Origin of the sequence: Streptomyces sp. NPDC006687 (assembly GCF_040636215.1) — a bacterium.
Taxonomy (GTDB): domain Bacteria; phylum Actinomycetota; class Actinomycetes; order Streptomycetales; family Streptomycetaceae; genus Streptomyces.
Window position 1 is genome coordinate 1 of record NZ_JBEYJJ010000005.1, and the last position, 23,779, is coordinate 23,779.

At 72.0% G+C, this 23,779-nt stretch carries 26 protein-coding genes; 11 read left to right on the forward strand and 15 right to left on the reverse strand.

Translation table 11 applies throughout. The annotated features are described in order from the left end of the window. Nucleotides 1–493: 493 nt before the first annotated feature. Entirely contained in the window at nt 494–1,135 is a 642-nt protein-coding gene (locus ABZ716_RS07880; RefSeq protein WP_358957471.1) for a DNA-3-methyladenine glycosylase, read from the reverse strand. 101 nt (nt 1,136–1,236) lie between these two features. On the opposite strand from ABZ716_RS07880, the gene ABZ716_RS07885 reads away from it, so the two are divergent. The 3 genes from ABZ716_RS07885 (at nt 1,237) to ABZ716_RS07895 (ending at nt 3,246) form a co-directional block, all read left to right on the forward strand. Further along, nucleotides 1,237–2,019 carry a sporulation protein gene (locus ABZ716_RS07885; protein ID WP_358813908.1) on the forward strand — a complete coding sequence of 261 codons (783 nt, stop codon included), beginning with the start codon at nt 1,237–1,239 and terminating at the stop codon, nt 2,017–2,019. A gap of 40 nt (nt 2,020–2,059) precedes the next feature. After that, nucleotides 2,060–2,593, forward strand: coding sequence for a YbhB/YbcL family Raf kinase inhibitor-like protein (locus tag ABZ716_RS07890; protein ID WP_358957475.1), 534 nt, complete (start codon nt 2,060–2,062; stop codon nt 2,591–2,593). 149 nt (nt 2,594–2,742) lie between these two features. Continuing rightward, a complete protein-coding gene (locus tag ABZ716_RS07895) occupies nt 2,743–3,246 on the forward strand; it encodes an HNH endonuclease (RefSeq protein ID WP_351890987.1) in 504 nt (167 codons plus the stop codon). A gap of 94 nt (nt 3,247–3,340) precedes the next feature. On the opposite strand, the gene ABZ716_RS07900 is transcribed toward ABZ716_RS07895, so the two are convergent. The 4 genes from ABZ716_RS07900 to ABZ716_RS07915 form a co-directional block, all read right to left on the reverse strand. Beyond that, complete coding sequence (locus ABZ716_RS07900) at nt 3,341–4,111, reverse strand: sulfite exporter TauE/SafE family protein (RefSeq protein WP_358957781.1); 771 nt, start codon at nt 4,109–4,111, stop codon at nt 3,341–3,343. Nucleotides 4,112–4,207: 96 nt separating this feature from the next. Beyond that, entirely contained in the window at nt 4,208–5,191 is a 984-nt protein-coding gene (locus ABZ716_RS07905) for an SPFH domain-containing protein (RefSeq protein WP_358813906.1), read from the reverse strand. Nucleotides 5,192–5,277: 86 nt separating this feature from the next. Continuing rightward, a complete protein-coding gene (locus tag ABZ716_RS07910; RefSeq protein WP_358813905.1) occupies nt 5,278–5,706 on the reverse strand; it encodes an NfeD family protein in 429 nt (142 codons plus the stop codon). Between the two features lie 73 nt (nt 5,707–5,779). Beyond that, the gene (locus tag ABZ716_RS07915) at nt 5,780–6,580 is read right to left on the reverse strand and encodes an ABC transporter ATP-binding protein (protein WP_351890980.1); all 801 of its coding nucleotides are present in this window, start codon (nt 6,578–6,580) and stop codon (nt 5,780–5,782) included. A gap of 146 nt (nt 6,581–6,726) precedes the next feature. Here ABZ716_RS07915 and ABZ716_RS07920 point away from each other — a divergent pair, with 146 nt between their 5' ends. Next, nucleotides 6,727–7,500 carry a hypothetical protein gene (locus tag ABZ716_RS07920; RefSeq protein WP_358813904.1) on the forward strand — a complete coding sequence of 258 codons (774 nt, stop codon included), beginning with the start codon at nt 6,727–6,729 and terminating at the stop codon, nt 7,498–7,500. 129 nt (nt 7,501–7,629) lie between these two features. Here ABZ716_RS07920 and ABZ716_RS07925 read toward each other — a convergent pair whose 3' ends face one another. The 3 genes from ABZ716_RS07925 to ABZ716_RS07935 form a co-directional block, all read right to left on the reverse strand. Then, nucleotides 7,630–7,875, reverse strand: a complete 246-nt coding sequence (locus ABZ716_RS07925; protein WP_358813903.1) for a chaplin — start codon at nt 7,873–7,875, stop codon at nt 7,630–7,632. 119 nt (nt 7,876–7,994) lie between these two features. Continuing rightward, nucleotides 7,995–8,684 carry a response regulator transcription factor gene (locus ABZ716_RS07930; protein WP_358957477.1) on the reverse strand — a complete coding sequence of 230 codons (690 nt, stop codon included), beginning with the start codon at nt 8,682–8,684 and terminating at the stop codon, nt 7,995–7,997. After that, entirely contained in the window at nt 8,677–9,822 is a 1,146-nt protein-coding gene (locus tag ABZ716_RS07935; protein ID WP_358957479.1) for a GAF domain-containing sensor histidine kinase, read from the reverse strand. The genes ABZ716_RS07930 and ABZ716_RS07935 overlap by 8 nt, the downstream gene beginning before the upstream one ends. Nucleotides 9,823–10,202: 380 nt before the next feature. Between ABZ716_RS07935 and ABZ716_RS07940 the strand changes: the two genes are divergently transcribed. Next, nucleotides 10,203–10,847, forward strand: coding sequence for a transglycosylase SLT domain-containing protein (locus ABZ716_RS07940; protein WP_358957481.1), 645 nt, complete (start codon nt 10,203–10,205; stop codon nt 10,845–10,847). Nucleotides 10,848–10,948: 101 nt separating this feature from the next. Here the strand turns inward: ABZ716_RS07940 and ABZ716_RS07945 are convergent, their stop codons facing one another. Continuing rightward, nucleotides 10,949–13,519 carry an FHA domain-containing protein gene (locus ABZ716_RS07945; protein ID WP_358813899.1) on the reverse strand — a complete coding sequence of 857 codons (2,571 nt, stop codon included), beginning with the start codon at nt 13,517–13,519 and terminating at the stop codon, nt 10,949–10,951. A 318-nt stretch (nt 13,520–13,837) separates the two neighbouring features. Here ABZ716_RS07945 and serB point away from each other — a divergent pair, with 318 nt between their 5' ends. The 5 genes from serB (at nt 13,838) to ABZ716_RS07970 (ending at nt 19,130) form a co-directional block, all read left to right on the forward strand. Next, complete coding sequence (gene serB / locus ABZ716_RS07950; protein WP_358813898.1) at nt 13,838–15,037, forward strand: phosphoserine phosphatase SerB; 1,200 nt, start codon at nt 13,838–13,840, stop codon at nt 15,035–15,037. A 221-nt stretch (nt 15,038–15,258) separates the two neighbouring features. Then, entirely contained in the window at nt 15,259–16,065 is an 807-nt protein-coding gene (locus ABZ716_RS07955; RefSeq protein WP_358957483.1) for an SDR family oxidoreductase, read from the forward strand. Next, entirely contained in the window at nt 16,065–17,372 is a 1,308-nt protein-coding gene (locus ABZ716_RS07960; RefSeq protein ID WP_358957485.1) for an aminotransferase class I/II-fold pyridoxal phosphate-dependent enzyme, read from the forward strand. The genes ABZ716_RS07955 and ABZ716_RS07960 overlap by 1 nt, the downstream gene beginning before the upstream one ends. Then, nucleotides 17,369–18,316, forward strand: a complete 948-nt coding sequence (locus tag ABZ716_RS07965; RefSeq protein WP_358813895.1) for a diiron oxygenase — start codon at nt 17,369–17,371, stop codon at nt 18,314–18,316. The genes ABZ716_RS07960 and ABZ716_RS07965 overlap by 4 nt, the downstream gene beginning before the upstream one ends. Beyond that, nucleotides 18,309–19,130: a tryptophan 2,3-dioxygenase family protein gene (locus ABZ716_RS07970; protein ID WP_358957487.1), complete on the forward strand. Its 822-nt coding sequence runs from the start codon at nt 18,309–18,311 to the stop codon at nt 19,128–19,130. Before ABZ716_RS07965 ends, ABZ716_RS07970 begins: the two co-directional genes overlap by 8 nt. Nucleotides 19,131–19,181: 51 nt before the next feature. Here ABZ716_RS07970 and ABZ716_RS07975 read toward each other — a convergent pair whose 3' ends face one another. From ABZ716_RS07975 to ABZ716_RS07990, 4 genes are all read right to left on the reverse strand, one after another. Further along, complete coding sequence (locus tag ABZ716_RS07975) at nt 19,182–19,703, reverse strand: histidine phosphatase family protein (RefSeq protein WP_358813893.1); 522 nt, start codon at nt 19,701–19,703, stop codon at nt 19,182–19,184. An 89-nt stretch (nt 19,704–19,792) separates the two neighbouring features. Beyond that, nucleotides 19,793–20,014 carry a hypothetical protein gene (locus tag ABZ716_RS07980; RefSeq protein ID WP_351890953.1) on the reverse strand — a complete coding sequence of 74 codons (222 nt, stop codon included), beginning with the start codon at nt 20,012–20,014 and terminating at the stop codon, nt 19,793–19,795. A gap of 157 nt (nt 20,015–20,171) precedes the next feature. Further along, nucleotides 20,172–20,291: an SGM_5486 family transporter-associated protein gene (locus ABZ716_RS07985; RefSeq protein WP_358813892.1), complete on the reverse strand. Its 120-nt coding sequence runs from the start codon at nt 20,289–20,291 to the stop codon at nt 20,172–20,174. A gap of 5 nt (nt 20,292–20,296) precedes the next feature. Then, nucleotides 20,297–21,592: an MFS transporter gene (locus ABZ716_RS07990; protein WP_358957489.1), complete on the reverse strand. Its 1,296-nt coding sequence runs from the start codon at nt 21,590–21,592 to the stop codon at nt 20,297–20,299. A gap of 95 nt (nt 21,593–21,687) precedes the next feature. On the opposite strand from ABZ716_RS07990, the gene ABZ716_RS07995 reads away from it, so the two are divergent. Beyond that, nucleotides 21,688–22,365: a FadR/GntR family transcriptional regulator gene (locus tag ABZ716_RS07995; protein WP_358957491.1), complete on the forward strand. Its 678-nt coding sequence runs from the start codon at nt 21,688–21,690 to the stop codon at nt 22,363–22,365. Here the strand turns inward: ABZ716_RS07995 and ABZ716_RS08000 are convergent. Beyond that, nucleotides 22,362–22,814 carry a hypothetical protein gene (locus tag ABZ716_RS08000; RefSeq protein WP_358957493.1) on the reverse strand — a complete coding sequence of 151 codons (453 nt, stop codon included), beginning with the start codon at nt 22,812–22,814 and terminating at the stop codon, nt 22,362–22,364. The two genes, ABZ716_RS07995 and ABZ716_RS08000, sit on opposite strands and share 4 nt — an antisense overlap. Before the next feature lie 189 nt (nt 22,815–23,003). Beyond that, the gene (gene fabI, locus ABZ716_RS08005; RefSeq protein WP_351890942.1) at nt 23,004–23,774 is read right to left on the reverse strand and encodes an enoyl-ACP reductase FabI; all 771 of its coding nucleotides are present in this window, start codon (nt 23,772–23,774) and stop codon (nt 23,004–23,006) included. Between the last annotated feature and the right edge of the window lie 5 nt (nt 23,775–23,779).

The window sequence follows — 23,779 nt, forward strand, 5'->3', positions numbered from 1 at the left end:
ACACGAAAGAGCGGGTCAGTCACGGTCGGAATAAGACCGACTGACCACAACGTCCTCGCTGTGTTGTTGCCTGCCCCCGAAGGAACAGGACTTTTCAAAGGAACCTCATCCACCGGAGTGGACGGGGTATCAACTTCTGGCGTTGATTTTTGGCACGCTGTTGAGTTCTCAAGGTACGGACGCTTCCTTCGTTCCTGTTTCCAGGCCCTCCGGGCTCTTCCTTCGTTTCCAACTCTACCAGATCATTTCCGCTCCGTTTCCGGTCCGGATTTGAATTCGGCGGCCGTTGGGGGCCTTTGCCTTTCGGCGTTCCACCACGTTAGCGCTTTCTCCCTGCAACTCATAATCGAGCCGTCGGATTCGAATTCGGGCGCGCCGAAATCGACCCCGCCAGGGGAAGATCGTAGGTAGTGGTTTGGCCGCCCCACGGGTCTGCGATGGCAGTGTTCCGTTCCAGCGGCTCGGGCTACGTTAGGCGTCCCGCAAGATCGAGTCAAGTTGCCCGTCGGCGCGGCGCATGGGCGCGGTACGGGCTGACGGTGGGGTCGCCGGTGATCCAGTAGCGGTACGGGTGGGCCGCTCCGGCGCCGCCCACTCCCGTGCGCGGACCGTTGCTCACCTGGTCGGGCGGGGTGGGGGTGCCGGTGAGGACCGACAGGGGGGAGTCGGGGCCGGCGCAGAGGTCGGTGCCGTCCAGGGAGCGGTCCACGTCCAGGGCGGTGGCCAGGCGGGCCGGACCCTTGGCCAGTTCTCGCGGGTTTCTGGCCGTAACCCGACGTTTGGCGGCGAGGTCGGCGCCCACGGTCACCTCCCCGGCGCGCACCAGCACCCCGCTCGCGTGCCCCGGCGGGCCGCAGACCAGGTTGAGGCTGAACCACATGCCGTAGATGAAGTAGACGTACGCGTGTCCGGGCGGCCCGAACATCGACGCGTTGCGGGCGGTGCGGCCGCGGTAGGCGTGGGAGCCCGGGTCGGCCTGGCCCTCGTACGCCTCCACCTCCGTGATGCGCAGTTCCATCGGCCCGTCCGGGGTCCGGCGGACGAGGATGCGGCCGAGCAGGTCGGGGGCCACGGTGAGGACCGGGCGGTCGAAGAAGGACCGGGCCAGGGGCGTACGGTCGGGGCGCGCGCTCATCCGGCCGAGCGTACTGGAACGCGCGCCGGTGCAACCGGGCCCTAAGGTTCCGCAGTGGTAAGCGGTACAGAGCCGTAGAGATGCGTATAGGGGAGATGGACATGGGGTTCAGGAAGCTGCTCGCGAGCCTGGGTGCCGGTGGTGCTTCGGTGGACACGGTCATCACCGAGCCGAACGTGGTGCCGGGCGGCATCGTCCAGGGTGAGGTGCGGATCCAGGGCGGGTCCGTGGAGCAGCAGATCGAGGGGCTGTCGGTGGGCCTCCAGGCGCGGGTGGAGGTGGAGGGCGGTGACCAGGAGTACAAGCAGGACATCGTCTTCACCAAGCAGCGCCTCGGCGGTGCCTTCAAGGTGCAGCCGAACGCCCTGCACGTGGTGCCCTTCGCGCTGGAGATCCCGGCGGAGACGCCGATCACCCACTTCGACGGCCACCCGCTGCACGGGATGAACATCGGGGTGAGCACGGAGCTGGAGATCGCGCGTGCGGTGGACGCGGGGGACCTGGACCCGATCAACGTGCACCCGGTGCCGGCGCAGCAGGCGATCCTGGACGCGTTCCGGCAGCTGGGCTTCAGTTTCCGCAGTGCGGACATGGAGCGGGGGCACATCCGCGGGACGCGGCAGACGCTGCCCTTCTACCAGGAGATCGAGTTCCTGCCGCCGTCGCAGTACCGGGGTCTGAACCAGGTCGAGCTGACCTTCGTCTCGGACGGGCACGAGATGGACGTCGTGCTGGAGATGGACAAGAAGCCGGGGCTGTTCAGCGAGGGCAGTGACACCTACCGCTGTTTCCAGGTGGGTCTGCACGCGTACGAGGGGACCGACTGGGCGGCGTACCTGAACCAGTGGATCGCCTCCGTGGGTTCGCAGCGCAACTGGTTCTAGGCTCGGGGCCGTACGGCTTCTTCGATCAAGGAGTACAGCAGTGACCGAGCGGAACAGGGCCCCTCTCCCCCACGCCTTCCACCCCGAGGTGCCCTCCTTCACGGTGACCAGTGCCGACCTCGAACCCGGTGCCGTCCTGTCGGACGCGCAGGTCCTCTCGGGCGGGAACCTCTCTCCTCAGCTGCGCTGGGAGGGGTTCCCGGAGGGGACGAAGAGCTTCGCGGTGACCTGCTTCGACCCGGACGCGCCGACGGGCAGCGGGTTCTGGCACTGGGTGCTCTTCGACATCCCGGCCTCCGTCACCGAGTTGCCGGCCGGTGCGGGCAGCGGGAAGTTCGAGGGGCTGCCGGCCGGTGCGGTGCAGGTGCGCAACGACTACGGGACGAAGGACTTCGGCGGGGCGGCGCCTCCGGCCGGGGAGCGGCACCGGTACGTGTTCACGGTGTACGCGGTGGACCGGGAGAAGCTCGGTCCGGACGCGGACGCCTCGTGCGCGGCGGTCGGGTTCCATCTGCGGTTCCACGCGATCGGCCGGGCGCAGCTGATCGGTGAGTACGAGGCGCCGGCGGGCTGATCGTTTCCCGGGCGTTTGCCCGGTCCTGGTCTAAAGGAGGCCGGGGCCGGGCATTTTTATTGCGTTGTCCCGCGTGGCGCGCGCGGCCAGAGTGGTTGCGGGCCTTGCCGCCGGGGTGGTCGCGGGCCTGCACACGGGAGGTGGGCGAGATGCGGGACACGCTGGTGCTGAACGCGAGCTTCGAGCCGCTGTCGACGGTGTCGCTGAACCGGGCTGTCGTTCTGGTGCTCCAGGACAAGGCCGTGGTGGAACAGTCCCATCCCGAACTGCGGGTGCGCGCGGCCGCGGTGGATCTTCCGATGCCCCGGGTGATCCGGTTGTGCAGGTACGTCCGGGTGCCCTTCCGAAGACATGCTCCCTGGTCGCGGCGGGGGGTGCTGGTGCGGGACCAGCACCGGTGCGCGTACTGCGGGAAGCGTGCGACGACGGTGGACCATGTGCTGCCGAGGGCCCAGGGGGGCGGGGACACCTGGCTGAACACGGTGGCGTCCTGCGCCGAGGACAACCACCGCAAGGCGGCGCGGACGCCGGAGGAGGCGGGGATGCCGCTGCTGCGCAAGCCCTTCGTGCCGTCCCCGGCGGACGCGATGCTGCTCGCGCTGGGGGTGGGCGGGCAGGAGGAGCTGCCCGCGTGGCTGTCGCGCTCCGCCTGATTTCCCTCCGGTCGCGGGTGCGTCCCGTGAGCCCCGTATGCCCCGTCCGTCGCTGAGTGCGGCGGACGGGGCATACGTATTTCCGCTACGCCGGTCAACGGAGCAGCAGTTGGACGATGGCGAGGACGCCGACCGTGACGATGATGCCGCGCAGGACGGCCGGGGGGAGCCGGCGGCCGACCTTGGCGCCGATCTGGCCGCCGAGGGTGGAGCCGACGGCGATGAGGAGGACGGCCGTCCAGTCGAACTCGGCGACGAAGAGGAAGAAGACGGCGGCGATGCCGTTGACGAGGGCCGCGACCACGTTCTTGACGGCGTTGATCCGTTGCAGGTCGTCGTGGAGCAGCAGCCCCATCAGGCCGAGGTAGAGGACGCCCTGGGCGGCGCCGAAGTAGCCCCCGTAGGCGCTGGCCAGGAGCATTCCGGTCAGCAGGGCGGGGCCGCCGTCGGGGTGGCCGGGCTCGCCGCCGGCGGCTTCCTGGCGCCGGCGCAGGGCCGCGGCGAGCCTGGGCTGGAGGATGACGAGGACCAGGGCCAGGCCGATGAGGACGGGCACGATCGTGTCGAAGGAGTCCGACGGCAGGGTCAGCAGCAGGACCGCGCCCGCGAGCCCGCCGACGAGGGAGACGGCGCCGAGCCGCAGGACGCGGCCGCGCTGTCCCCGCAGCTCCTTGCGGTAGCCGAACGCCCCGCTGAGCGAACCGGGGACGAGGCCGAGGGTGTTGGAGACGTTGGCGGTCACCGGGGGCAGGCCGGTGGCGAGCAGCACCGGGAAGGTGATGAGGGTGCCGGAACCGACGATGGTGTTGATGGTGCCGGCGCCGATTCCGGCGGCGAGGACCGCGAGTGATTCCCAGATGGACATGGACATGGACGGAGCCATCCCCTTTGCGTGAGTGAGTCGCCTCCCCGCCATGAAGGTCGAGGGGCCTCACCGATCATGCACGAGGGGAGGGCCGCGTCAGTCGATGGGGGGCTGCTCGCGGCGCTCGGGGCGTTCGGGCCCGCCGTCGGCGGCGGGGGCTCCCTTGCCGGTGTTCTGCGGGTTGAAGCCCGGCGAACCGCCGCCCATGGGGCCGAAGTTGCCCATGGCGCCCGAGAGGCCCTTGAGCGCGTCACCGATCTCGCTGGGCACGATCCAGAGTTTGTTGGCGTCGCCCTCGGCGATCTTCGGGAGCATCTGGAGGTACTGGTAGGCGAGGAGCTTCTGGTCGGCGTCGCCGGCGTGGATGGACTCGAAGACCGTGCGGATGGCCTGGGCCTCGCCCTCGGCCTTGAGGGCGGCGGCCTTGGCCTCGCCCTCGGCGCGCAGGATGGAGGACTGCTTCTCGCCCTCGGCGCGCAGGATCTCCGACTGCCGGACGCCCTCGGCCTGGAGGATCGCGGCGCGCTTGTCGCGGTCGGCGCGCATCTGCTTCTCCATCGAGTCCTGGATGGAGGTCGGCGGCTCGATGGCCTTGAGCTCGACGCGGTTGACGCGGATGCCCCACTTGCCGGTGGCCTCGTCGAGGACGCCGCGCAGGGCCGCGTTGATCTCCTCGCGGGAGGTGAGGGTCCGTTCCAGGTCCATGCCGCCGATGATGTTGCGCAGGGTGGTGACGGTGAGCTGCTCGATGGCCTGGATGTAGCTGGCCACTTCGTACGTCGCGGCGCGGGCGTCGGTCACCTGGTAGTAGATGACGGTGTCGATGTTGACGACCAGGTTGTCCTGGGTGATGACCGGCTGCGGCGGGAAGGGGACGACCTGCTCGCGGAGGTCGATCCGGTTGCGGATCGAGTCGATGAACGGGACGACGATGTTCAGGCCCGCGTTGAGGGTGCGGGTGTAGCGGCCGAACCGCTCCACGATCGCGGCGCTGGCCTGCGGGATCACCTGGATCGTCTTGACCAGGGCGATGAAGACAAGTACCACCAGGATGATCAGGACGATGATGATCGGTTGCATGCGGTTCTCCCCGTGCCCTTCCGGCTGTCTGTGCTGCCCCGTTCAGCGGAGTCTCGCAGACCCCGGGGCCGCGGGTGGGCTGCTTGTCACATGACGACGGCGGTGGCACCGTCGATGTCCACGACGTCGACGGACTGGCCGGGTTCGAAACTCGTGTGGGTGTCGAGGGTCCGGGCGGACCAGACCTCGCCGGCGAGCTTGATGCGGCCGCCGCTGCCGTCCACCCGTTCCAGTACGACGGCGGTTCTGCCCTTCAGCGCCTCGATGCCGCTGCGGTGGTGGGGCCGCTGGTCGCGGTGCCGGTTGGCGAGGGGCCGGACGACGGCGACCAGCCCGGCCGAGACGATGATGAAGACCAGCACCTGGGCGACCGCTCCCGCGCCGAGGGCCGCCGTGACGGAGGCGGCGAGGGCGCCGACCGCGAACATGCCGAACTCCGGCATGGCGGTGAGGACGAGGGGGATGCCCAGTCCGACCGCGCCGATGAGCCACCACACCCATGCGTCGATGTCCACATGGTCATGGTAGGGCGGGTGGGCGCGGCCTGGACAGGGCGCGACGGCCGTCCTGCGGGCGCAGGGGCCGCCGTCAACGCAGGGGCAGGCCCTGGGCGGTCCAGCGGTCGTGGTCGTTGCGGTCCACGACCAGCGGGAGCCCGAAGCAGCGGGAGAGGTTGCGCGAGGTCAGCTCCAGCTCGATGGGGCCGGCGGTGACGACCTTGCCCTGGCGGATCATCAGGACGTGGGTGAAGCCGGGGGCGATCTCCTCGACGTGGTGCGTGACCATGACCATGGAGGGGGCCAGGGGGTCGCGGGCCAGGCGGCCGAGGCGGCGGACGAGGTCCTCGCGGCCGCCGAGGTCGAGGCCGGCGGCGGGCTCGTCCAGCAGGAGCAGCTCGGGGTCGGTCATCAGGGCGCGCGCGATCAGGGTGCGCTTGCGCTCGCCCTCGGAGAGGGTGCCGAACTTGCGGTCGAGGTAGTCGGACATGCCGAGGCGGTCCAGGAAGGCGAGGGCGCGCTGCTCGTCCACCTCCTCGTACTCCTCCTGCCAGGTCGCGGTCATGCCGTAGGCGGCGGTGAGCACGGTCTGCAGGACGGTCTGCCGCTTGGGGAGCTTGTCGGCGAGCGCGATGCCGGCGACGCCGATGCGCGGGCGCAGCTCGAAGACGTCACTGCCGGGCTTGCCCAGGGTGCTGCCGAGGATGGTGGCGGAGCCCTTGGTGGGGAAGAGGTAGCTGGAGGCGAGGTTCAGCAGCGTGGTCTTGCCGGCGCCGTTGGGGCCGAGGATCACCCAGCGCTCCCCCTCCTTCACCGACCAGGAGACCTGGTCCACCAGAGCCCGGCCCTCGCGGACCACGGATACGTCCACCAGCTCCAGAACATCGCTCATGAGCGTGTTGTCACCCCTTGCAGTCACGGTTCGCTGTGCGCCGGCAGGCGCAGCCCCAGGGGAAAACCCCCGGGGAAAACCTACGCCACTCGGCGAGGGGTCCGGGCGCCAGGCCCGGTACGGGGCCCGATCCGTAGAGTGGGGGGATGCTTTTCGAACCACGTTCAGGGCGGCTGGCCGCCTGGGGGAACGCGTTGCTGGCCGGTCATGTCTCGCCCGACGAGGCGGCGTCGTCGATCGTGGGCGAGGACGCCTCGCACCGGGTGGCGGGGCTGCCCGGTGAGGTGGGTCCGGTGGGGCTCACGCTGGCGCTGGGGCGGCTGCGGCAGCTGGGGGTGACCGGGTTGCGGGTGGCCCTGCCGGCGCCGGGGCATCCGCTGGGGCTGAGCGGGCCGGCGGAGTTCAACGCGGCGGCGCTGGAGGCGGAGGAGGCGGTGGTGTGCGCGGGGGCCGCGCTGGGGCTGGTGCCGGAGGTGTCGGAGGCGGGGCCGGCGGGTGACGCGCACGTCTCGGTGGTGTGGCGGTGCCTGCCGGTGCGGGAGGCTCCGCCGGCGGACGTGCCCTCGCTGGGCGAGGCCGAGCGGGAGCTGGCGGAGGCGCTGCGGGAGGCGACGGTCGTGCTGACCCGGCTGGACGTGGCGGGGTCGGGGCCCGTGGCGGAGGCGGCGCTGTCGGCGTACCGGGCGCGGGCGGAGGCGGGCCGTGAGGTGCTGGCGCCGGGATATCCGGCGCGGGCGGTGCGGGTGCTGGCGCTGGCGCAGCGGGTGGACCTGATGGTGTCGCTGGCGTACGAGCGGGGGCCCGGGGGCGCCGTGGCGGCCTCGGAGATGGCGGCCCGGGCGGAGGCGCTGCGCCCGGTGGAGCGGGTGGCCCGGCGGGCGCTGGTGGCGGCGTACAACGCGGCGGTGGAGGACCGGTAGCCTCCGGCGGCCTCGCGGGGGGCGTCCGGCGGCGGGCTGCCCCCGGGGCGCCGGGGCTGGCGGGAAGGGTACGGCGCGGCCCCGGCTCCCGGGGAGAAGGGGGAGGCGGGGCCGCGGGTCCGGGGTGGGTCAGTGGTTGAGGCCCGTGTTGCCGAAGGCGGGGTTGAGCAGGCCGATGACGTTGACCGAGTTGCCGACCACGTTCACGGGGACGTTCACGGGCACCTGGAGCAGGTTCCCGGAGGCCACGCCGGGCGAGTTCAGGGCCCCGCCCTCCGCGGACGCACCGCCGTGCGCCGAGGAGACACCGGCGCCGGCGGCGATGAGCCCGCCCGCGATCATGGTGACGGCTGCGGCCTTCTTGTAGTTCTTCACTTCTCGTCCTCCAGTACGTCTGCCGCGGCCGGTCCGCCGCAGCACGCCCTGGAGAACGCTCCCCCGCCCGCCGGGTTACGCCATGTGGGCGACATACACCCGACAGTATGAATCTCAGCTCAGCGGGTGATCCCGTGCCGGACCGCCCACAGCGCGGCCTGCGTGCGGTCGGAGAGGTCCAGCTTCATCAGGATGTTGGAGACGTGCGTCTTGACGGTCTTCTCCGACAGGACGAGCGCCCGGGCGATCTCCCGGTTGGAGCGCCCGTCGGCGATCAGCCCGAGGACCTCGCGTTCGCGCTCGGTCAGGGAGCCCGGGCGCCCGGCCGGGGCGCCCTGGTCGTCCTGGGCGGCGAGCAGCGCCTCGGCGACCTCCGGCTGGAGCAGGACGTGCCCGGCGTGGACGGAGCGGATGGCGCCGGCCAGCGCGTCGGGGTCGATGTCCTTGTAGAGGTATCCGGCGGCTCCGGCGCGCAGGGCGGGGACCACCGTGCGCTGTTCCGTGAAGCTGGTGACGACGAGGACGCGCGCGGGGTTGCCGAGGTCCCGCAGCCGGCGCAGGGCCTCGATGCCGTCGGTGCCGGGCATGGTGACGTCCATCAGGATGACGTCGGGCCGCAGCTCCTCGGCGCGGGCGGTGCCCTCGGCCCCGTCGGCGGCCTCGCCGACCACCTCTATGTCCTCCTGCACCTCCAGGAAGGTGCGCAGCCCGCGCCGGACCACCTGGTGGTCGTCGACCAGCAGGACGCGGATCCGGCCGGAGGCGCCCGGGGTGTCGGGGGTGTCGGGGGTGTCGGGGGTGTCAGACACCGGGGACCTCCATCTCGATCGTGGTGCCCGCTCCGGGTGCGGAGCGGACGTCCAGCCGTCCGCCGGCGCCCGCGGCGCGGTCCCGCATGGAGACCAGTCCCAGGTGGCGGCCGGCCTTGCGGACGGTGGGAGGGGAGAAGCCCCGGCCCCAGTCCCGTACCCGCAGGAGCGCCCCGCCGGCGGCGGCCCGGGCGAGGGTGACCTCGACGCGGTCGGCGCCGGAGTGGCGCAGGGCGTTGTGGAGGGCCTCCTGGGCGACGCGCAGCAACGCCTCCTCCTGGGCGGCGGGCAGGGCCCGTACGCCGTCACAGGTGAAGGTGACGCGGGCGGTGTGGGCGCGGTCCAGGACGCGGACGTGGTCGCGCAGGGTCGCGACGAGGCCGTCCTCGTCCAGGGCGGCCGGGCGCAGTTCGGTGACGGCGGCGCGCAGCTCGTCGGCGGCCTCGGCGGCGAGGGCGGCGACCTGCTGGAGCTCGCCCTTGGCGCGGGCCGGGTCGCGGTCCACGAGGGCGGCGGCGGCCTGGGCGGTCAGGCGCAGGGAGAAGAGCTTCTGGCTGACGGCGTCGTGCAGCTCGTGGGCGAGGCGGGAGCGCTCCTCGGCGATGGTCAGCTCGCGGCTGCGCTCGTAGAGGCGGGCGTTGGTGAGGGCGATGGCGGCGTGCTGGGCGAGGAGGGAGAGGAGCTCCTCGTCCTGGTCGGTGAAGCCCCTGGGCCGGCCCGGGGCCGTCCTCTTGTTGGCGAGGAAGAGGGCGCCGAGGGTCTCCTCGCCGTCGCGGACGGGCAGGCCGAGGAAGTCGGACATCTCGGGGTGGGCGTCGGGCCAGCCCTCGAAGCGGGGGTCCTCGCGTACGTCGGCCAGCCGCTGGGGGGTGTCCTGGTGGAGCATCGCGGCGAGGATGCCGTGCTGGCGGGGCAGGGGGCCGATCTTCCGCCACTGCTCCTCGCTGACGCCGTCGACCACGAACTGGGCGAAGCCCCCGTGGTCGTCGGGGACGCCCAGGGCCGCGTACTCGGCGTCGAGGAGCGAGCGGGCCGAGACGACGATCGTCCGCAGGACGTCCTGGACCTCCAGCGGGCGGCTCATGGCGAGGAGGGCGGTGCTGACGGCCGCCAGCCCGGTGCAGGGTCCGTTGTCCATGGAGATCACCGTACCGGCGGGTAGGGCGACCGGGGATCGGGCGCTGGGCGTAGGTCTGCGGGAGGAGGTCACCCTGCGCATTGCTGTTGCAACTCCTGGTGAGACTGTTACACGGCCGATGTGAGCCCGGGCATAGGACGCACGTCACTTACGAAGCCGGGTAGTGGATGCGTAAAGGCGTGCTGGGAGCTGCTGGGGCCCGTCTTCGGGACCAAAGTCCCGAGGGGGTGGGCGCCCCTGATCCACTAAGCGGGATCGTATGTCACACCTTTGCCACAGGATTTTGCCGCCGCTAAGAATGGCTCCCGTCGCCAGGCGCCCACGGATCCCGGATCCGTCCGGCGCCTTCCTGCGGCCCCCGCTATTCGAAGAGGTTGCCCATGTCTGCTTCCAGCACTCCCGGTCACAGTCGTCTGACGAAGGCGTACAAGCTGTCGATCGCCGGTGTCGCCACCCTCGGTGCCGCCGCGCTCGCCTTCTCCGCCGTCCCGGCGTCGGGTACCGGTACGCAGGAGGCCCAGACCGTGGCCGTGGCCCCCGTGGCGTGGACCCAGTCGATCCAGCAGCACCTCGGGGCCCAGCACGCCGTGGCGGACCAGAAGGCCAAGGACGCCGCCGCGAAGGCGCAGGCCGAGGCGAAGACGAAGAAGGACCGCGAGGCCAAGGCGGCGGCCAGCCGCTCCGCGGTCCGCACCCCGGTCTTCGCGAACAACCTGGACGGCTGGATCAAGGAAGCGCTCTTCATCATGAAGCGCGAGGGCATCCCGGGCACCTACTCCGGCATCCACCGCAACATCATGCGCGAGTCGAGCGGCAACCCCCGCGCGATCAACCTGTGGGACATCAACGCCAAGAACGGCATCCCCTCGAAGGGTCTGCTCCAGGTCATCCAGCCGACCTTCAACACGTACCACGTCAAGGGCACCAAGTTCGACCTGTACGACCCGGTCGCGAACATCGTCGCCGCGTGCAACTACGCCGCCGACCGCTACGGCTCGATGGACAACGTCAACAGCGCCTACTAGGCCGCTGCGCGCCCGTACAGCACCCCCATGCGCCTCAGGGCGGCCCCCGGAGTTCCGGGTGCCGCCCTGAGGCGTTCCGCGTGCCTGGCCGTGGGCCGGTCCTACTTGCGCATGACCTCGGGCTCGTGGCGGCGCAGCAGGCGGGCCACCGCGAAGCCGCAGATCACGCCCTGCAGCAGCAGGACGATGACGTCCACGAACCACTGGCCGGTGGTGTGGTCCCACAGCGGGTCGGTGTTGGTGGGGTTCTGCGGGTCCCACGGCGCCATGAGCTTGCCCAGGTCCAGGGTGGTGCCGGCGGCGCCGACGGCCCAGCGGGAGGGCATCAGGTAGGCGAACTGCTCCAGGCCGACCTTGTCGTACAGCTGGAACAGGATGCCGGTGAAGACGACCTGGACGATCGCGAACATCACGAGCAGCGGCATGGTCTTCTCGGCGGTCTTCACCAGCGAGGAGATCACCAGGCCGAACATCATCGCGGTGATGCCGAGCGCGGTGACCGAGACGCAGAGCTCGACGGCCGGGTTCATGAACAGGCCCTCGGCCGGCAGCTTGCGCGGGGTGAAGGCGATGGCGCAGATGATCGCGCCCTGGATGACCGTGATCACACTGAGGACGATCACCTTCGACATGAGGTACGCCGACCGGGACAGGCCGGTCGCGCGCTCCCGCTCGTAGATGACGCGTTCCTTGATCAGCTCACGGACCGAGTTGGCCGCGCCCGAGAAGCACATGCCGACCGCGAGGATCAGGGTGATCGTGCCGGCGTCGCCGTTGAAACGGGACGGCGGGGTCGGCGGGGCCAGGCCGAACTTCGCGGGGATCACCGTGGACACGATGCCCAGGACCGCCGGCAGCAGCACCATCAGGGCGAGGAAGCCCTTGTCGGAGGCGATCACCGAGACGTAGCGGCGGATCAGCGTCCACAGCTGCGAGCCCCATGCCTGCGGCTTCTGCGGGATCATCTGCTGCGGCATCGCGACCTGCTGCGGGGCCACGGCGTCGAGGTCGGCGGCGTACAGCTGGTAGTGCTGCGAGCCCTTCCAGCGGCCGGCCCAGTCGTACTCGCGGTAGTTCTCGAAGGCGGAGAACACATCGGCCCAGGTGGTGTAGCCGAAGAAGTTCAGCGCCTCGTCCGGCGGGCCGAAGTAGGCGACGGACCCGCCCGGGGCCATCACCAGCAGCTTGTCGCAGAGGGCCAGCTCGGCGACGGAGTGGGTGACGACGAGGACCGTGCGGCCGCCGTCGGCCAGCCTGCGCAGCAGCTGCATGACGTCGCGGTCCATGCCCGGGTCGAGGCCGGAGGTCGGCTCGTCCAGGAAGATCAGCGACGGCTTGGTCAGCAGCTCCAGGGCCACGGACACGCGCTTGCGCTGGCCGCCCGAGAGCGAGGTGATCTTCTTGTCCTTGTGGACGTCGAGCTTGAGCTCGCGCAGCACCTCGTCGATGCGGGCGGCGCGCTCGGCCTCGGCGGTGTCGCCGGGGAAGCGGAGCTTGGCCGCGTACTTCAGCGCGGTGGAGACCTTCAGCTCCTTGTGCAGGATGTCGTCCTGCGGGACCAGGCCGATGCGCTGGCGGAGCTCCGCGAACTGCTTGTACAGGTTGCGGTTGTCGTAGAGGACGTCACCCTGGTCGGCGGGCCGGTAGCCGGTCAGCGCCTTCAGGAGGGTGGACTTGCCGGAGCCGGAGGGGCCGATGACGCCGATCAGCGACTTCTCCGGGACGCCGAAGGTGACGTCCTTGAGGATCTGCTTGCCGCCGTCGACGGTGACCGTCAGGTGGCGCGCCGAGAAGGAGACGTCACCGGTGTCGACGAACTCCTCGAGGCGGTCGCCGACGATGCGGAAGGTCGAGTGGCCGACGCCGACGATGTCGGAGGGGCCGAGCAGCGCGCTGCCGGACTTCGGCAGGGGCTGGCCGTTGACGTAGGTGCCGTTGTGGCTGCCGAGGTCGTGGATCTCGAAGCGGCCGCCCGCGGAGCGGAACTCCGCGTGGTGGCGCGAGACCTGGAGGTCGGAGACGACGAGCTCGTTCTCCAGGGCACGGCCGATGCGCATCACGCGGCCGACGGCGATCTGGTGGAACGTCGTCGGGCTGCGGTGGTCGCTGCTGTAGCCGGGGGCCGACTGCTGCTGCGGAACCCCGCCCTGCTGCTGCGGCACGAACGGCTGGTGCTGCGGCGGGTGCTGAGGGTGCTGCTGCTGCGGCGGAGCCTGGTGCTGCTGCGGAGCTTGATGCTGCTGCGGCTGCTGGTGCATCTGGTGCTGCTGGTCCCAGGCGGGCTGCTGCGGCTGCGCCTGGACCGGTGGCTGGAACGCGGGGGTCTGGCCCTGCGCGGCGGCCGGGGCCTGGTAGGCCGGCTGCTGCTGCGCGGCCGACGAGCCGGCGCTCGGATTCAGCCGCGGGCCGTCCGTCGCGTTGCCCAGGTGCACCGGCGTACCCGGCACGAGCTCCGTCTGCTGGACCCGCGCGCCGTGCACGTACGTGCCGTTGGTGCTGCCGTGGTCCTCAAGGGCCCAACCCCGGCCGTTCCAGCTGATGGTGGCGTGCCGCCAGGACACACGGGCATCATCGATCACCATGTCTCCCTGGGGATCGCGCCCCAGCGAGTACGACCTGGACGGATCGAGCGTCCAGGTCCTTCCGTTCAATTCCAGTACGAGTTCCGGCACTCCAGCCCCACTTAGGTCCCCCGAGAATCCCCCTGGCGTCCAGGGAGAACGACGTCAGGGAGTCTAGGTATGGCGAACTTCCGGGGGAACTATTTCAGGCCCGCGGCCACATGTGGAATCGGGGCCTTCCGCGGGCGCCCCCGGCCGCCCCCCGGACGGGGGAGAAAGCGGCCCGGAGGGTGAGATTCGGGACGTCTCACCCCGGATGCCCGTCCGGCCGCCGGACACGCCCGGGGCCGGAGGGAAGGACGCGCGGGGCGTTCACCACGTGGGACGGGGGGCCGGGGGCGGGGGCGGGGAAGATACGGTGAGAGGACCATGAGCGCTTCGCAGACCTCCGACGTCCCCACCCTCCTCGTCAAGATCTTCGGCAAGGACCGTCCCGGGATCACCGCCGGGCTAATGGACACCCTCGCCGCCTACTCCGTCGACGTCGTCGACATCGAGCAGGTCGTCACCCGCGGCCGTATCGTCCTGTGCGTCCTCGTCACCCGGCCCACCGTCGGCACCGACGGCGAGCTGCGGGCCACCGTCCACAGCTGGGCCGAGTCGCTGAAGCTGTCGGCCGAGATCATCTCCGGTACCGGCGACAACCGCCCCCGCGGTACCGGCCGCTCCCACGTCACCGTGCTCGGGCACCCGCTCACCGCGGAGTCCACGGCCACCATCGCCGCCCGCATCACCGCGACCGGCGGCAACATCGACCGTATCTTCCGGCTGGCGAAGTATCCGGTGACGGCGGTGGAATTCGCCGTCTCGGGTGTCGCGACGGAGCCGCTGCGCACCGCGCTGGCCACCACCGCCGCCCAGATCGGCGTCGACGTGGCCGTGGTCTCGGCGGGGCTGCACCGCCGTGCGCAGCGGCTGGTGGTCATGGACGTGGACTCGACCTTGATCCAGGACGAGGTCATCGAGCTGTTCGCCGCGCACGCCGGCTGCGAGGCCGAGGTCGCCGAGGTGACCGAGCGGGCCATGCGCGGGGAGCTGGACTTCGAGCAGTCCCTGCACGCGCGGGTCGCGCTGCTGGAGGGGCTGGACGCGTCGGTGGTGGACAAGGTGCGCGCGGAGGTGCGGCTGACCCCGGGCGCGCGGACCCTGGTGCGGACGCTGAAGACGCTCGGCTACCAGGTGGGTGTGGTCTCGGGCGGGTTCACCCAGGTCACGGACGACCTGCGCGAGCAGCTGGGGCTGGACTTCGCGCAGGCCAACACCCTGGAGATCGTCGACGGCAAGCTGACCGGCAAGGTCACCGGTGAGATCGTGGACCGGGCGGGCAAGGCGCGGCTGCTGCGCCGCTTCGCCGAGGAGGCCGGTGTGCCGCTCTCCCAGACGGTCGCGATCGGTGACGGCGCGAACGACCTGGACATGCTGAACGCGGCCGGTCTGGGCGTGGCCTTCAACGCCAAGCCGGTGGTCCGCGAGGCCGCGCACACCGCCGTGAACGTGCCCTTCCTGGACACCGTGCTCTATCTGCTCGGCGTCACCCGGGAGGAAGTGGAAGCGGCCGACCTGGCCTGAGCCCGTCCTCCGTCCCCCCGCGCCCGGCCGGATCCTTCCGGCCGGGCGTTCTCCGTGTACGGGGCCCACCGGCCGGAAAGGGAGGTCGCGCGAGCCGGGGTCCAGGGCTTCTTGAACGGGACTGGCCTGCTCTGCACTGCACTTGGGGCCGATGAGCCGATCGTTTCCGGCGGCCCCCGACAGCGGTGGCCCGATCGGTCTCTTCGTGCGAAGGGACGTCGATGACTCGAAGTGTGCTCGTCACCGGAGGCTCGGGCGGAATCGGCCGGGCCTGCGTGGAGCGGTTCGCGCGCGAGGAGGACTGGACGATCTGGTTCACCTACCGCAACGGGCGGGCGCGGGCCGAGGAACTGGTGCGGGAGCTGGCCCTCACCGGACGTTCCAAGGTGGAGGCGTTCCCCTTCACCCAGGGTGACTGGGAGGACCACGAGCTGCTGCTCGGCCGGCTGCCCGGCCCGGTGGACGTGCTGGTGAACAACGCCGCCGTGGGGTCCAAGACGGTCGAGCACTACGCCGAGGGGCCCGGGCACGCCAGGGCGTCGGCCTTCTTCCAGATCAACGCGGTGGGGCCGCTGTGGCTGACCGAGCAGCTGCTGCCCGGGATGCTGGAGCGTGGCTTCGGGAAGATCATCAACATCTCCAGTGTGGGCGGGGGGATCTTCCAGTTCCCCGGCTTCCACCCGGCCGACGGGATGAGCAAGGCGGCCCTGACCTATCTGACCCGCCATCTCGCCGCCGACCTGGTGCACTCCCCGGTGGACGTGTTCGCGCTCTGCCCGGGCGCCGTGGACACCACGATGTTCCAGGCCAGCACCTTGGACCGGCTCTCGCCCGAGGAGCGGGCGGCCCTCTCCGCGCGGCTGCCCAAGGGCCGCATGATCACCTCCGAGGAGATCGCGGAGCTGGTGCGGTGGCTGGCGGGTGAGCACTCCGCGGTGCTGCACGGTGCCGTCGTCGACGCCTCGATGGGGCTGGGTGTGCACCCGGGCCTGCTGACCGGCGCCGGCGTAGACGGCGGGAGGTCCTGATGGGCCCGCGCCCCGTCTCCCGTCAGGCCGCCCGGCTGCTCGCCGACACCCCGGCCATCGCCGAGGCCCACTTCCGCGCCGAGGCCGAGCCGTACGACCCCGTCACCCGCCCCGACGGCTACCTGAACCTGGGCACCGCCGAGAACCGGCTGCTGTGGGACCTCCTCGAGGACCGGCTGGCGCGGCTCCCCCCGATGACCGAGGCCACGGCCCGCTACGCCCCGCTGCACGGCACCGACGTGCTGCGCGGGCGCGTCGCCGGGCTGCTGTCGGCGGCCCTCGGTACGCCGCTGGACGCCGAGGACCTGGTGGTGATCAGCGGTGCCACCGGGGCGCTGGACGCGATCGCCTCCGTCCTGTGCGACCCGGGCGAGGCGATCGTGGTGCCCGCGCCCTACTACGGGGCCTTCGACACCGACCTCGGCGGCCGCTCCGGCGCCCGGATCCTGCCCGCGCCGCTCGACCCGGCCGACGGGTTCCGGCTGACGGCGGAAGCCGTGGACCGGGCGCTGCGGGAGGCCCGGGCGCAGGGGATCACCGTACGCGCCGTGGCGCTGTCGTCCCCGTCGAACCCGATCGGCGAGGTGCACCCGCCACAGGTCCTGGCCGGACTGCTGCGGGTGGTGCGCGAGCACGACGTGGACCTGGTGTCGGACGAGATCTACGCCCACGCCGTCTTCGGCCCGCAGGGCTTCACCAGCGCCGCCGACCCGGCCGTCAACCCGGACTGGGCCGGGCGCACCCATGTGGTGTGGGGGTTCGCGAAGGACTTCGGGCTGCCCGGCCTGAAGACCGGGGTCCTGCACACCCGGGATCCGCAGGTGCGGGCGGCCGCGCGGGCGCTGGCGTACTTCGCGCCCGTCTCCACCGCCACCCAGCACACCCTGGCGGAGCTGCTGGCGGATCCGCGGTGGGTCGACGGCTTCCTCGCGGCGGGGCGGCGCCGGCTGGGGTCCTCGTACGGTCGCCTGACCGGGCTGCTGGAGGCGTACGGGATCCCGTACGCCCCCGCCGGCGCGGGCTTCTCGGTCTGGCTGGACCTCGGGCGGTGGCTGCCCGCCGCCGGCTTCGGGGGCGAGGAGCTGCTGTGGCGGGAGCTGTTCGAGAAGGCGAAGGTCAGCATCCTGCCCGGCGGGGCCTTCCGCTCGCCCGAGCCGGGCTGGTTCCGGCTGTGCCACACCGTGGACGCCCCGCTGGTGGCCGAGGCGGTCCGGCGGATCGCCGTCCACCTGGGCCTGACCGCACCGGCGGGTCCGCCCTCCTCCCCCTCCCCCTCCCCCTCCGCACGGAACGGAAGTCGCCCATGAGCACGGCCCCCGGCCCCCTGGACCGCTGGTACGAGACCGCCGGTGTGCGCGGCGGAGTCCGCCGGATGTTCCACGCCGAGGCGGAACAGGGGCGGGTCTTCTTCCCCGACGCCCTGGTACCGCACCTGGCGCACCCGGAGGTGAAGGCGCTGGCCCCCGAGCGGATCAGGGAGGTCTCGGTCCGGCACCTGTACCAGTTCCTGCACGCGACGACCCATCTGGAGACCCGGGTGGTCAACGGGGCGGCCGAGCCGGTCGCCAACGGCAACTCGGGGCTGCACTTCCCCACCGCGCTGCGGATGGACGCCTTCAAGGTGTACTGCGACGAGGGCTACCACGCCCTCTACAGCCTGGACCTGGCCGACCAGGTGGCCGCCGTCACCGGGATCGCCGTCCCGGACGTGGACTACGGCGGCTTCGTGACGGCGCTGCAGGACACCGGGCGGCGCCTACTGCCCGAGGACCCGGTGCTGGCCGGGCAGTTGCAGGCGGTGGTGTTCGAGACGCTGATCACGGCCGTCCTCAACGAGGTGCCGCAGGACCCGACCGTGGTGAGCACGGTCCGGGAGCTGATGCGCGACCACGCCAAGGACGAGGGCCGCCACCACCGGTTCTTCTCCGCGTTCTTCCTGGAGCTGTGGGCCCGGCTCGACGGGCGGCGCCGGGTCCTGGCGGCCCGCGCCCTGCCCGCGATGATCCGCGCCGCGCTGGACTGGGACCTGGAGCCGGTACGGGTGTCCTTGCGGCTGGCCGGTCTGGACGAGGAGCGGATCGAGGCCGTCCTCGCGGACAGCTACGGCGGCAGCGCGGGCGTGGACCGCATCCAGACGATCTCCCGTTCCACCCTGCGGCTGTGTGCCCAGGCCGGCGCCTTCGACCTGCCGGGCGTCACGGACGCGTTCGCCGCCTACGGACTGCGCGCCCCGGAGGACTCCGATGTCTGAGACCGGGAGCGTCACCTATTCCGCCTACCTGAAGCTGCCGGAGCTGCTGGCGCTCCAGGCGCCGCTGGCCGGCGGGGTGGCCGACGAACTGCTGTTCATCACCGTCCACCAGGTGCAGGAGCTGTGGTTCGGGCAGCTCCTGCGGGACCTGGCGGACGCCCGGGACCGGATGCTGGAGGGAGATCCGCGGGCAGCGCGGGCCCGGCTGGTGCGCGCGGTCTCGCTCACGCGGGCGCTGATCGCCGCGATCCACCCGCTGCGGTCGATGCCGCCGCGCGAGTTCCACGCCTTCCGCGGCGCCCTGGGCAGCAGCAGCGGCCAGCAGTCGGCGCAGTACGTGGAGATCGCCGGACTGTGCGGGGCGGACTGGGTGCGCGGGGAGCACGGGCGGCGGGCTGTCGCCGGGCTGGCCGCCGAGGAGCGGGAGCGGCTGCGCGGCCGGCTGGCGGAGCCCACGCTGTGGGAGGGGTTCCTGGGGCTGCTGGCCAAGGCGGGGTTCGCGGTCGGGACGCGGGAGGAGCGCGGGAAGGCGTACGCGCGGCTGGCGGCGGGCCCGCTGGACGGCGATCCCGCGCAGCTCGCGGAGCTGGCCGAGCTGGCGGAGGCGCTGGTCGACCACGACGAGGTGTGGACGGAGTGGCGGGCCTGCCACGCGCTGCTGGTGGAGCGGCAGATCGGTGGCCTGCCGGGGACGGGCGGCAGCAGCGGGGTGGCGCAGCTGCGGGCGTCGGTGTACCGGCGGTTCTACCCGGAGCTGTGGGAGGCCCGGGACCCGGGCTCGGCACCGCTCACGTCCGGCTGCCCGGCCGGCTGAGGGCGCACGCGGGCCCGGGGGCGTGCCCCGCCCCCGGGTCCGCGGGGCCGGTCAGTGCTCTTCGGGGGTCCAGTAGTCCAGCAGGGTTCCCACGCCGGGCTCCAGGGTCTTCCAGGAGCCGGTGAAGGAGACGACGGCCAGGGCGGCGGTCGGGAAGCCGGTGCGGTCCATGCGGGCCCGGGTGTCGCCCTCCGCGCGCCCGCAGAGGATGTCGGCCAGGGCGTGCATGCCGGGGTTGTGGCCGATGACGAGGAGGTCGGCGACCTCGTCCGGCGTCTCGTTGAGCAGGGCGATGAGCTCGCCCGGGGAGGCGTCGTAGATCCGCTCCTCGTAGGCGGTCCGCGGCCGGTGCGGAAGTTCGTGGACGGCGAGCTTCCAGGTCTCGCGGGTGCGGACGGCGGTGGAGCAGAGGGCCAAGTCGAAGGTGATGCCGGTCTCGGCCAGCTTCAGGCCGGCGGCCGGTGCCTCCCTGCGGCCGCGGTCCGCCAGCGGGCGGTCGTGGTCGGCCGTCTGGGGCCAGTCGGCCTTGGCGTGCCGGAGGAGGGCGATCCTGCGGGGTGTGTCGGCGCTCATGGGCCCAGCTTCGCATGAAACGGGCCGTCGGGCTCAGGGCGTTGGGGGCGCCGTCCCCCGCACGGGGAGGGCGTGTTCCGGTGTCCGGGTCAGCCGACGGCGCGGAGCAGTTGGTGGGTGACCTGGAGGAGTCCGGAGGGCTCGGCGGGGGCGGCCTGGGCCTGGCCGGAGCCGGCGAGCAGCAGCAGGAGGAGGCCGAAGGCGAGGGCGGGCAGGGCCAGGGCCCACCAGTGCAGCCGGGCGCCGGTGTGGGCGTACGCGCGGGGGCGGGGAGCGGCGGGGCGGTACGGGGTGTGCGTGGTGGCCGGCATGGCCGCCTCCGGGTTCTTCGGGTGGGGACTGGCTCGCTGCTTCGAATCTATGGATCCGGTGCCGCGGTTCCCATCCGGGGCACACCCCACCCGACCCTGATCCTGGCCCCCTAGGGGAGGGTGGGGTTATCCCCACCCAGACCGGCCGGGCGGGGTGTCAGGGGGAGGCGAGGGTGGCGATGACGGCCACGACCACGGTCACGAGGAGCATCGCTCCCAGCACGAGGCCGAGCTTGCGGTGGCCGTTCTGCGGGTCGGGTTCGAGTACGGGCGACATGCCGCTCAGTCTCGCATGCCGCATTCGTCCTCGATCGTGCGGTCCCGGCCCGCGAGGACTCCGAGGACGACCTGCGGGACGAGGAGGCCGGCCATGAGGGCGAGCGGCAGGTCCCAGCCGCCGCTGTGCTGGTAGAGGGTGCCGATGACCAGCGGGCCGGGGATGGAGATCAGGTAGCCGGTGCTCTGGGCGAAGGCGGAGAGCTTGACGACCCCGGCGGGCGACTTGGCGCGCAGTCCGATCATCGTGATGACGAGGGGGAAGGCGCAGTTGGAGACGCCGAGCAGCAGGGCCCAGGCCCAGGCTCCGGCGGCGGGGGCGAGGTAGAGCCCGAGGTAGCCGACGAGGCCGAAGACGCCGAGGGCGGCGGCGATGGGGCCCTGGTGGCGCATCCGTCCGGCGAGGCCCGGGATGACGAAGGCGAGCGGGACGCCCATGACCATGGTGACGGCGAGGAGCACGCCCGCGGTGGAGGCGGAGACCCCGGCGTCGCGGAAGATCTGCGGGAGCCAGCCCATGGTGACGTAGGCGCCGGTGGCCTGGAGGCCGAAGTAGCAGGCGAGGGCCCAGGCGGTGCGGCTGCGCATGACGGAGGGACCGGCGTCCTCCCGTACGGCGGTGACGGGCGCGGCGGCCTTCTCCCGGCGGCCGGCGGCGGCGACGGGCAGCCAGGGCAGGACGGCCACCACGGCGAGCGCGGCCCAGACGAGCAGACCGGTGCGCCAGTCGCCGCCGAGGGCGGAGGTCAGCGGGACGGTCGTGGCGGCGGCGAGGGAGGTGCCGGCGGCCAGGGCCATGGAGTACAGGCCGGTCATGGTGCCGACGCGGTCGGGGAACCAGCGCTTGACGATGACGGGCAGCAGCACGTTGGTCAGGGCTATGCCGGCCAGGGACAGGGCGCTGGCGGCGAGGAAGGCGGCGGCGCTGTGCGCGAAGGGCCGGATCAGCAGGCCGGCGGCGACGGCGGCCATGCCGGCGCAGACCACGGCGGCGGGGCCGAAGCGGCGCGAGAGCCGGGGGGCGGTGACGCCGAAGACGGCGAAGCAGAGCGCGGGGACGGAGGTGATCAGCCCGGCGACGGTGCCGCTCATGTGGAGGCCCTCGCGGGCCTCTTCGAAAAGGGCGCCGAGGCTGGTGATGGCGGGCCGCAGGTTGAGGGCGGCCAGCACGATGCCGGCGACGAGTACGGGTCCGAGCCACTGGGGGTCGGCGGGGGTGGGGGCCGGGGCGGCGCCCGGGCGTCCGGCGGAACCGCGCGGGGCCGCCGGGCGGTTCAGGGTCTGGATCTCTTCGTCGCGCATCCCGCCATCATAGAATCATGGGATGATTGGTTGTCCAGTTTCTCCCTGTCACACTTGACCCGCCCTGCAGCCCGTTCCCGAGAGGCCCCGCCCCCATGCCGTTGACCTCGCCCCGGCGTTCCGCGCTCGTCGACCAGGTGATCGCCCAGCTCAGGAACCAGATCACCTCCGGCGAGTGGCCGGTCGGCAGCCGGATCCCCACCGAGCCCGAGCTGGTGGAGCTGATGGGCGTCGCCCGCAACACCGTGCGCGAGGCCGTCCGCGCCCTCGCGCACAACGGCCTCCTGGACATCCGCCAGGGTTCCGGCACGTACGTGCTGGCCACCAGCGAGCTGGCCGGGGTGATGCACCGGCGCTTCGCCGGGGCCGACCCCCGGCACATCGCGGAGCTGCGCTCGACGCTGGAGTCCTCGGCGGCCCGGCTGGCCGCCGAGCGGCGCACCGAGCGGGACCTGCTCCAGCTGGACGCGCTACTGGCCCGGCGCGAGGAGGCGTGGGCGAGCGGGGACGCGGAGCTCTTCGTGAGCGCGGACGTCGCCCTGCACATGGCGGTGGTGACGGCCTCGCACAACGAGGTGCTGATCGAGCTGTACGCGGACCTGGGCGACCTGGTGGCCCAGTGGCTGCGGGCGGACGTCGGCACCGAGCTCCACCCGGAGGACCACCTGGACCACGCCCGCCTGATCGGGGCGATCCGGCGCGGGGAGGGGGACACGGCCGCCTCGGAGGCGGCGGGCTACCCGTTCGTCTGCCTGGGCAAGGCTCGGCGCTAGCCCCTCTTGGGCGGAGGCGACGGGCGCTGGTGGCTGACCCAGGCGGTGCGGACCTCCTTCCAGCAGCGGCCCGTCAGGCGGGTGCGGCCGGCCGGGTCCAGGGGGACGAGGGCGCTGTCGCCGTCCAGGTCCCACCAGCGTTCGCACTCCACATGGAGGCGGAGCAGGTCGGTCTCCGGGAAGCCGTTGTGGCAGTACGCGATCACCTGCGAACCGTCGATCTCGGTGTCGCAGTCGGAGCCGTACAGCTCACGGGCGGCGGGGTCCTCGGGCCGGACGGGTGGTTCGGCGGGGATCTCGGCGAGGTTCACCGCCGCCTGGGGCGCCGCCTCGGGCCCGGGAACGGGCCCCGGCCCGCCGGGCTGCGCGAGGGCCCCCGGGATCAGGAGTCCGGTCAGGGCCACCGAGGTGACCAGCAGCGATACCGCTCGGCTCGGTCTCGCACGCACGCCCGTACCTCCTCCCCGAACCCACCGGGAAGATCCCGGCCAGGTCAGTTTGCAGGCATGTGCCCCGGTTTTCGACTCGGAAAGATCCGGTCGGAGGGCGAACGTCCGATCGAGCAGCCGTACAGAAGGCGGTGGCCGCGCCTCCCCGGAGGGATGCGCGGCCACCGCCATCAGTGGATCGCGGGAGCGTCAGGCGCCCATCGCGTGCAGGCCGCCGTCCACGTGGACGATCTCCGCCGTGGTCTTCGGGAACCAGTCGGACAGCAGGGCCACGATGGCCTTGCCCGCCGGCTCCGGGTCGGTCTTGTCCCACTCCAGCATGGAGCGGGAGTTCCAGACGTCCGCGAGCTCGCCGAAGCCGGGGATGGACTTGGCGGCCATGGAGCTGATCGGACCGGCCGAGACCAGGTTGACGCGGATGTTCTCCTTGCCCAGGTCACGGGCGAGGTAGCGGCTGGTGGCCTCCAGCGCGGCCTTGGCCGGGCCCATCCAGTCGTACTGCGGCCAGGCGAACTGCGCGTCGAAGGTCATGCCGACGACGGCCGCGCCCTCGTGCGGGAACAGCGGCTTGCAGGCCATGGTCAGCGACTTCAGCGAGAACGCCGACACGTGCATGGCCGTGGAGACCGACTCGAACGGGGTGTTGAGGAAGTTGCCGCCGAGCGCGTCCTGCGGCGCGAAGCCGATGGAGTGCACGACGCCGTCGAGGCCGCCGAGCTCGTCGCGGACCAGCTGCTCCAGCCGGCCGAGGTGCTCCTCGTTGGTGACGTCGAGCTCGATCACCTTGGCGGGCTTGGGGAGCTTCTTGGCGATGCGCTCGGTCAGCGTCGGCCGCGGGAAGGCCGTCAGGATGACCTCGGCGCCCTGCTCCTGGGCCAGCTTGGCGGCGTGGAAAGCGATGGAGGACTCCATCAGCACGCCGGTGATGAGGATGCGCTTGCCCTCGAGAATTCCGCTCATGGTGA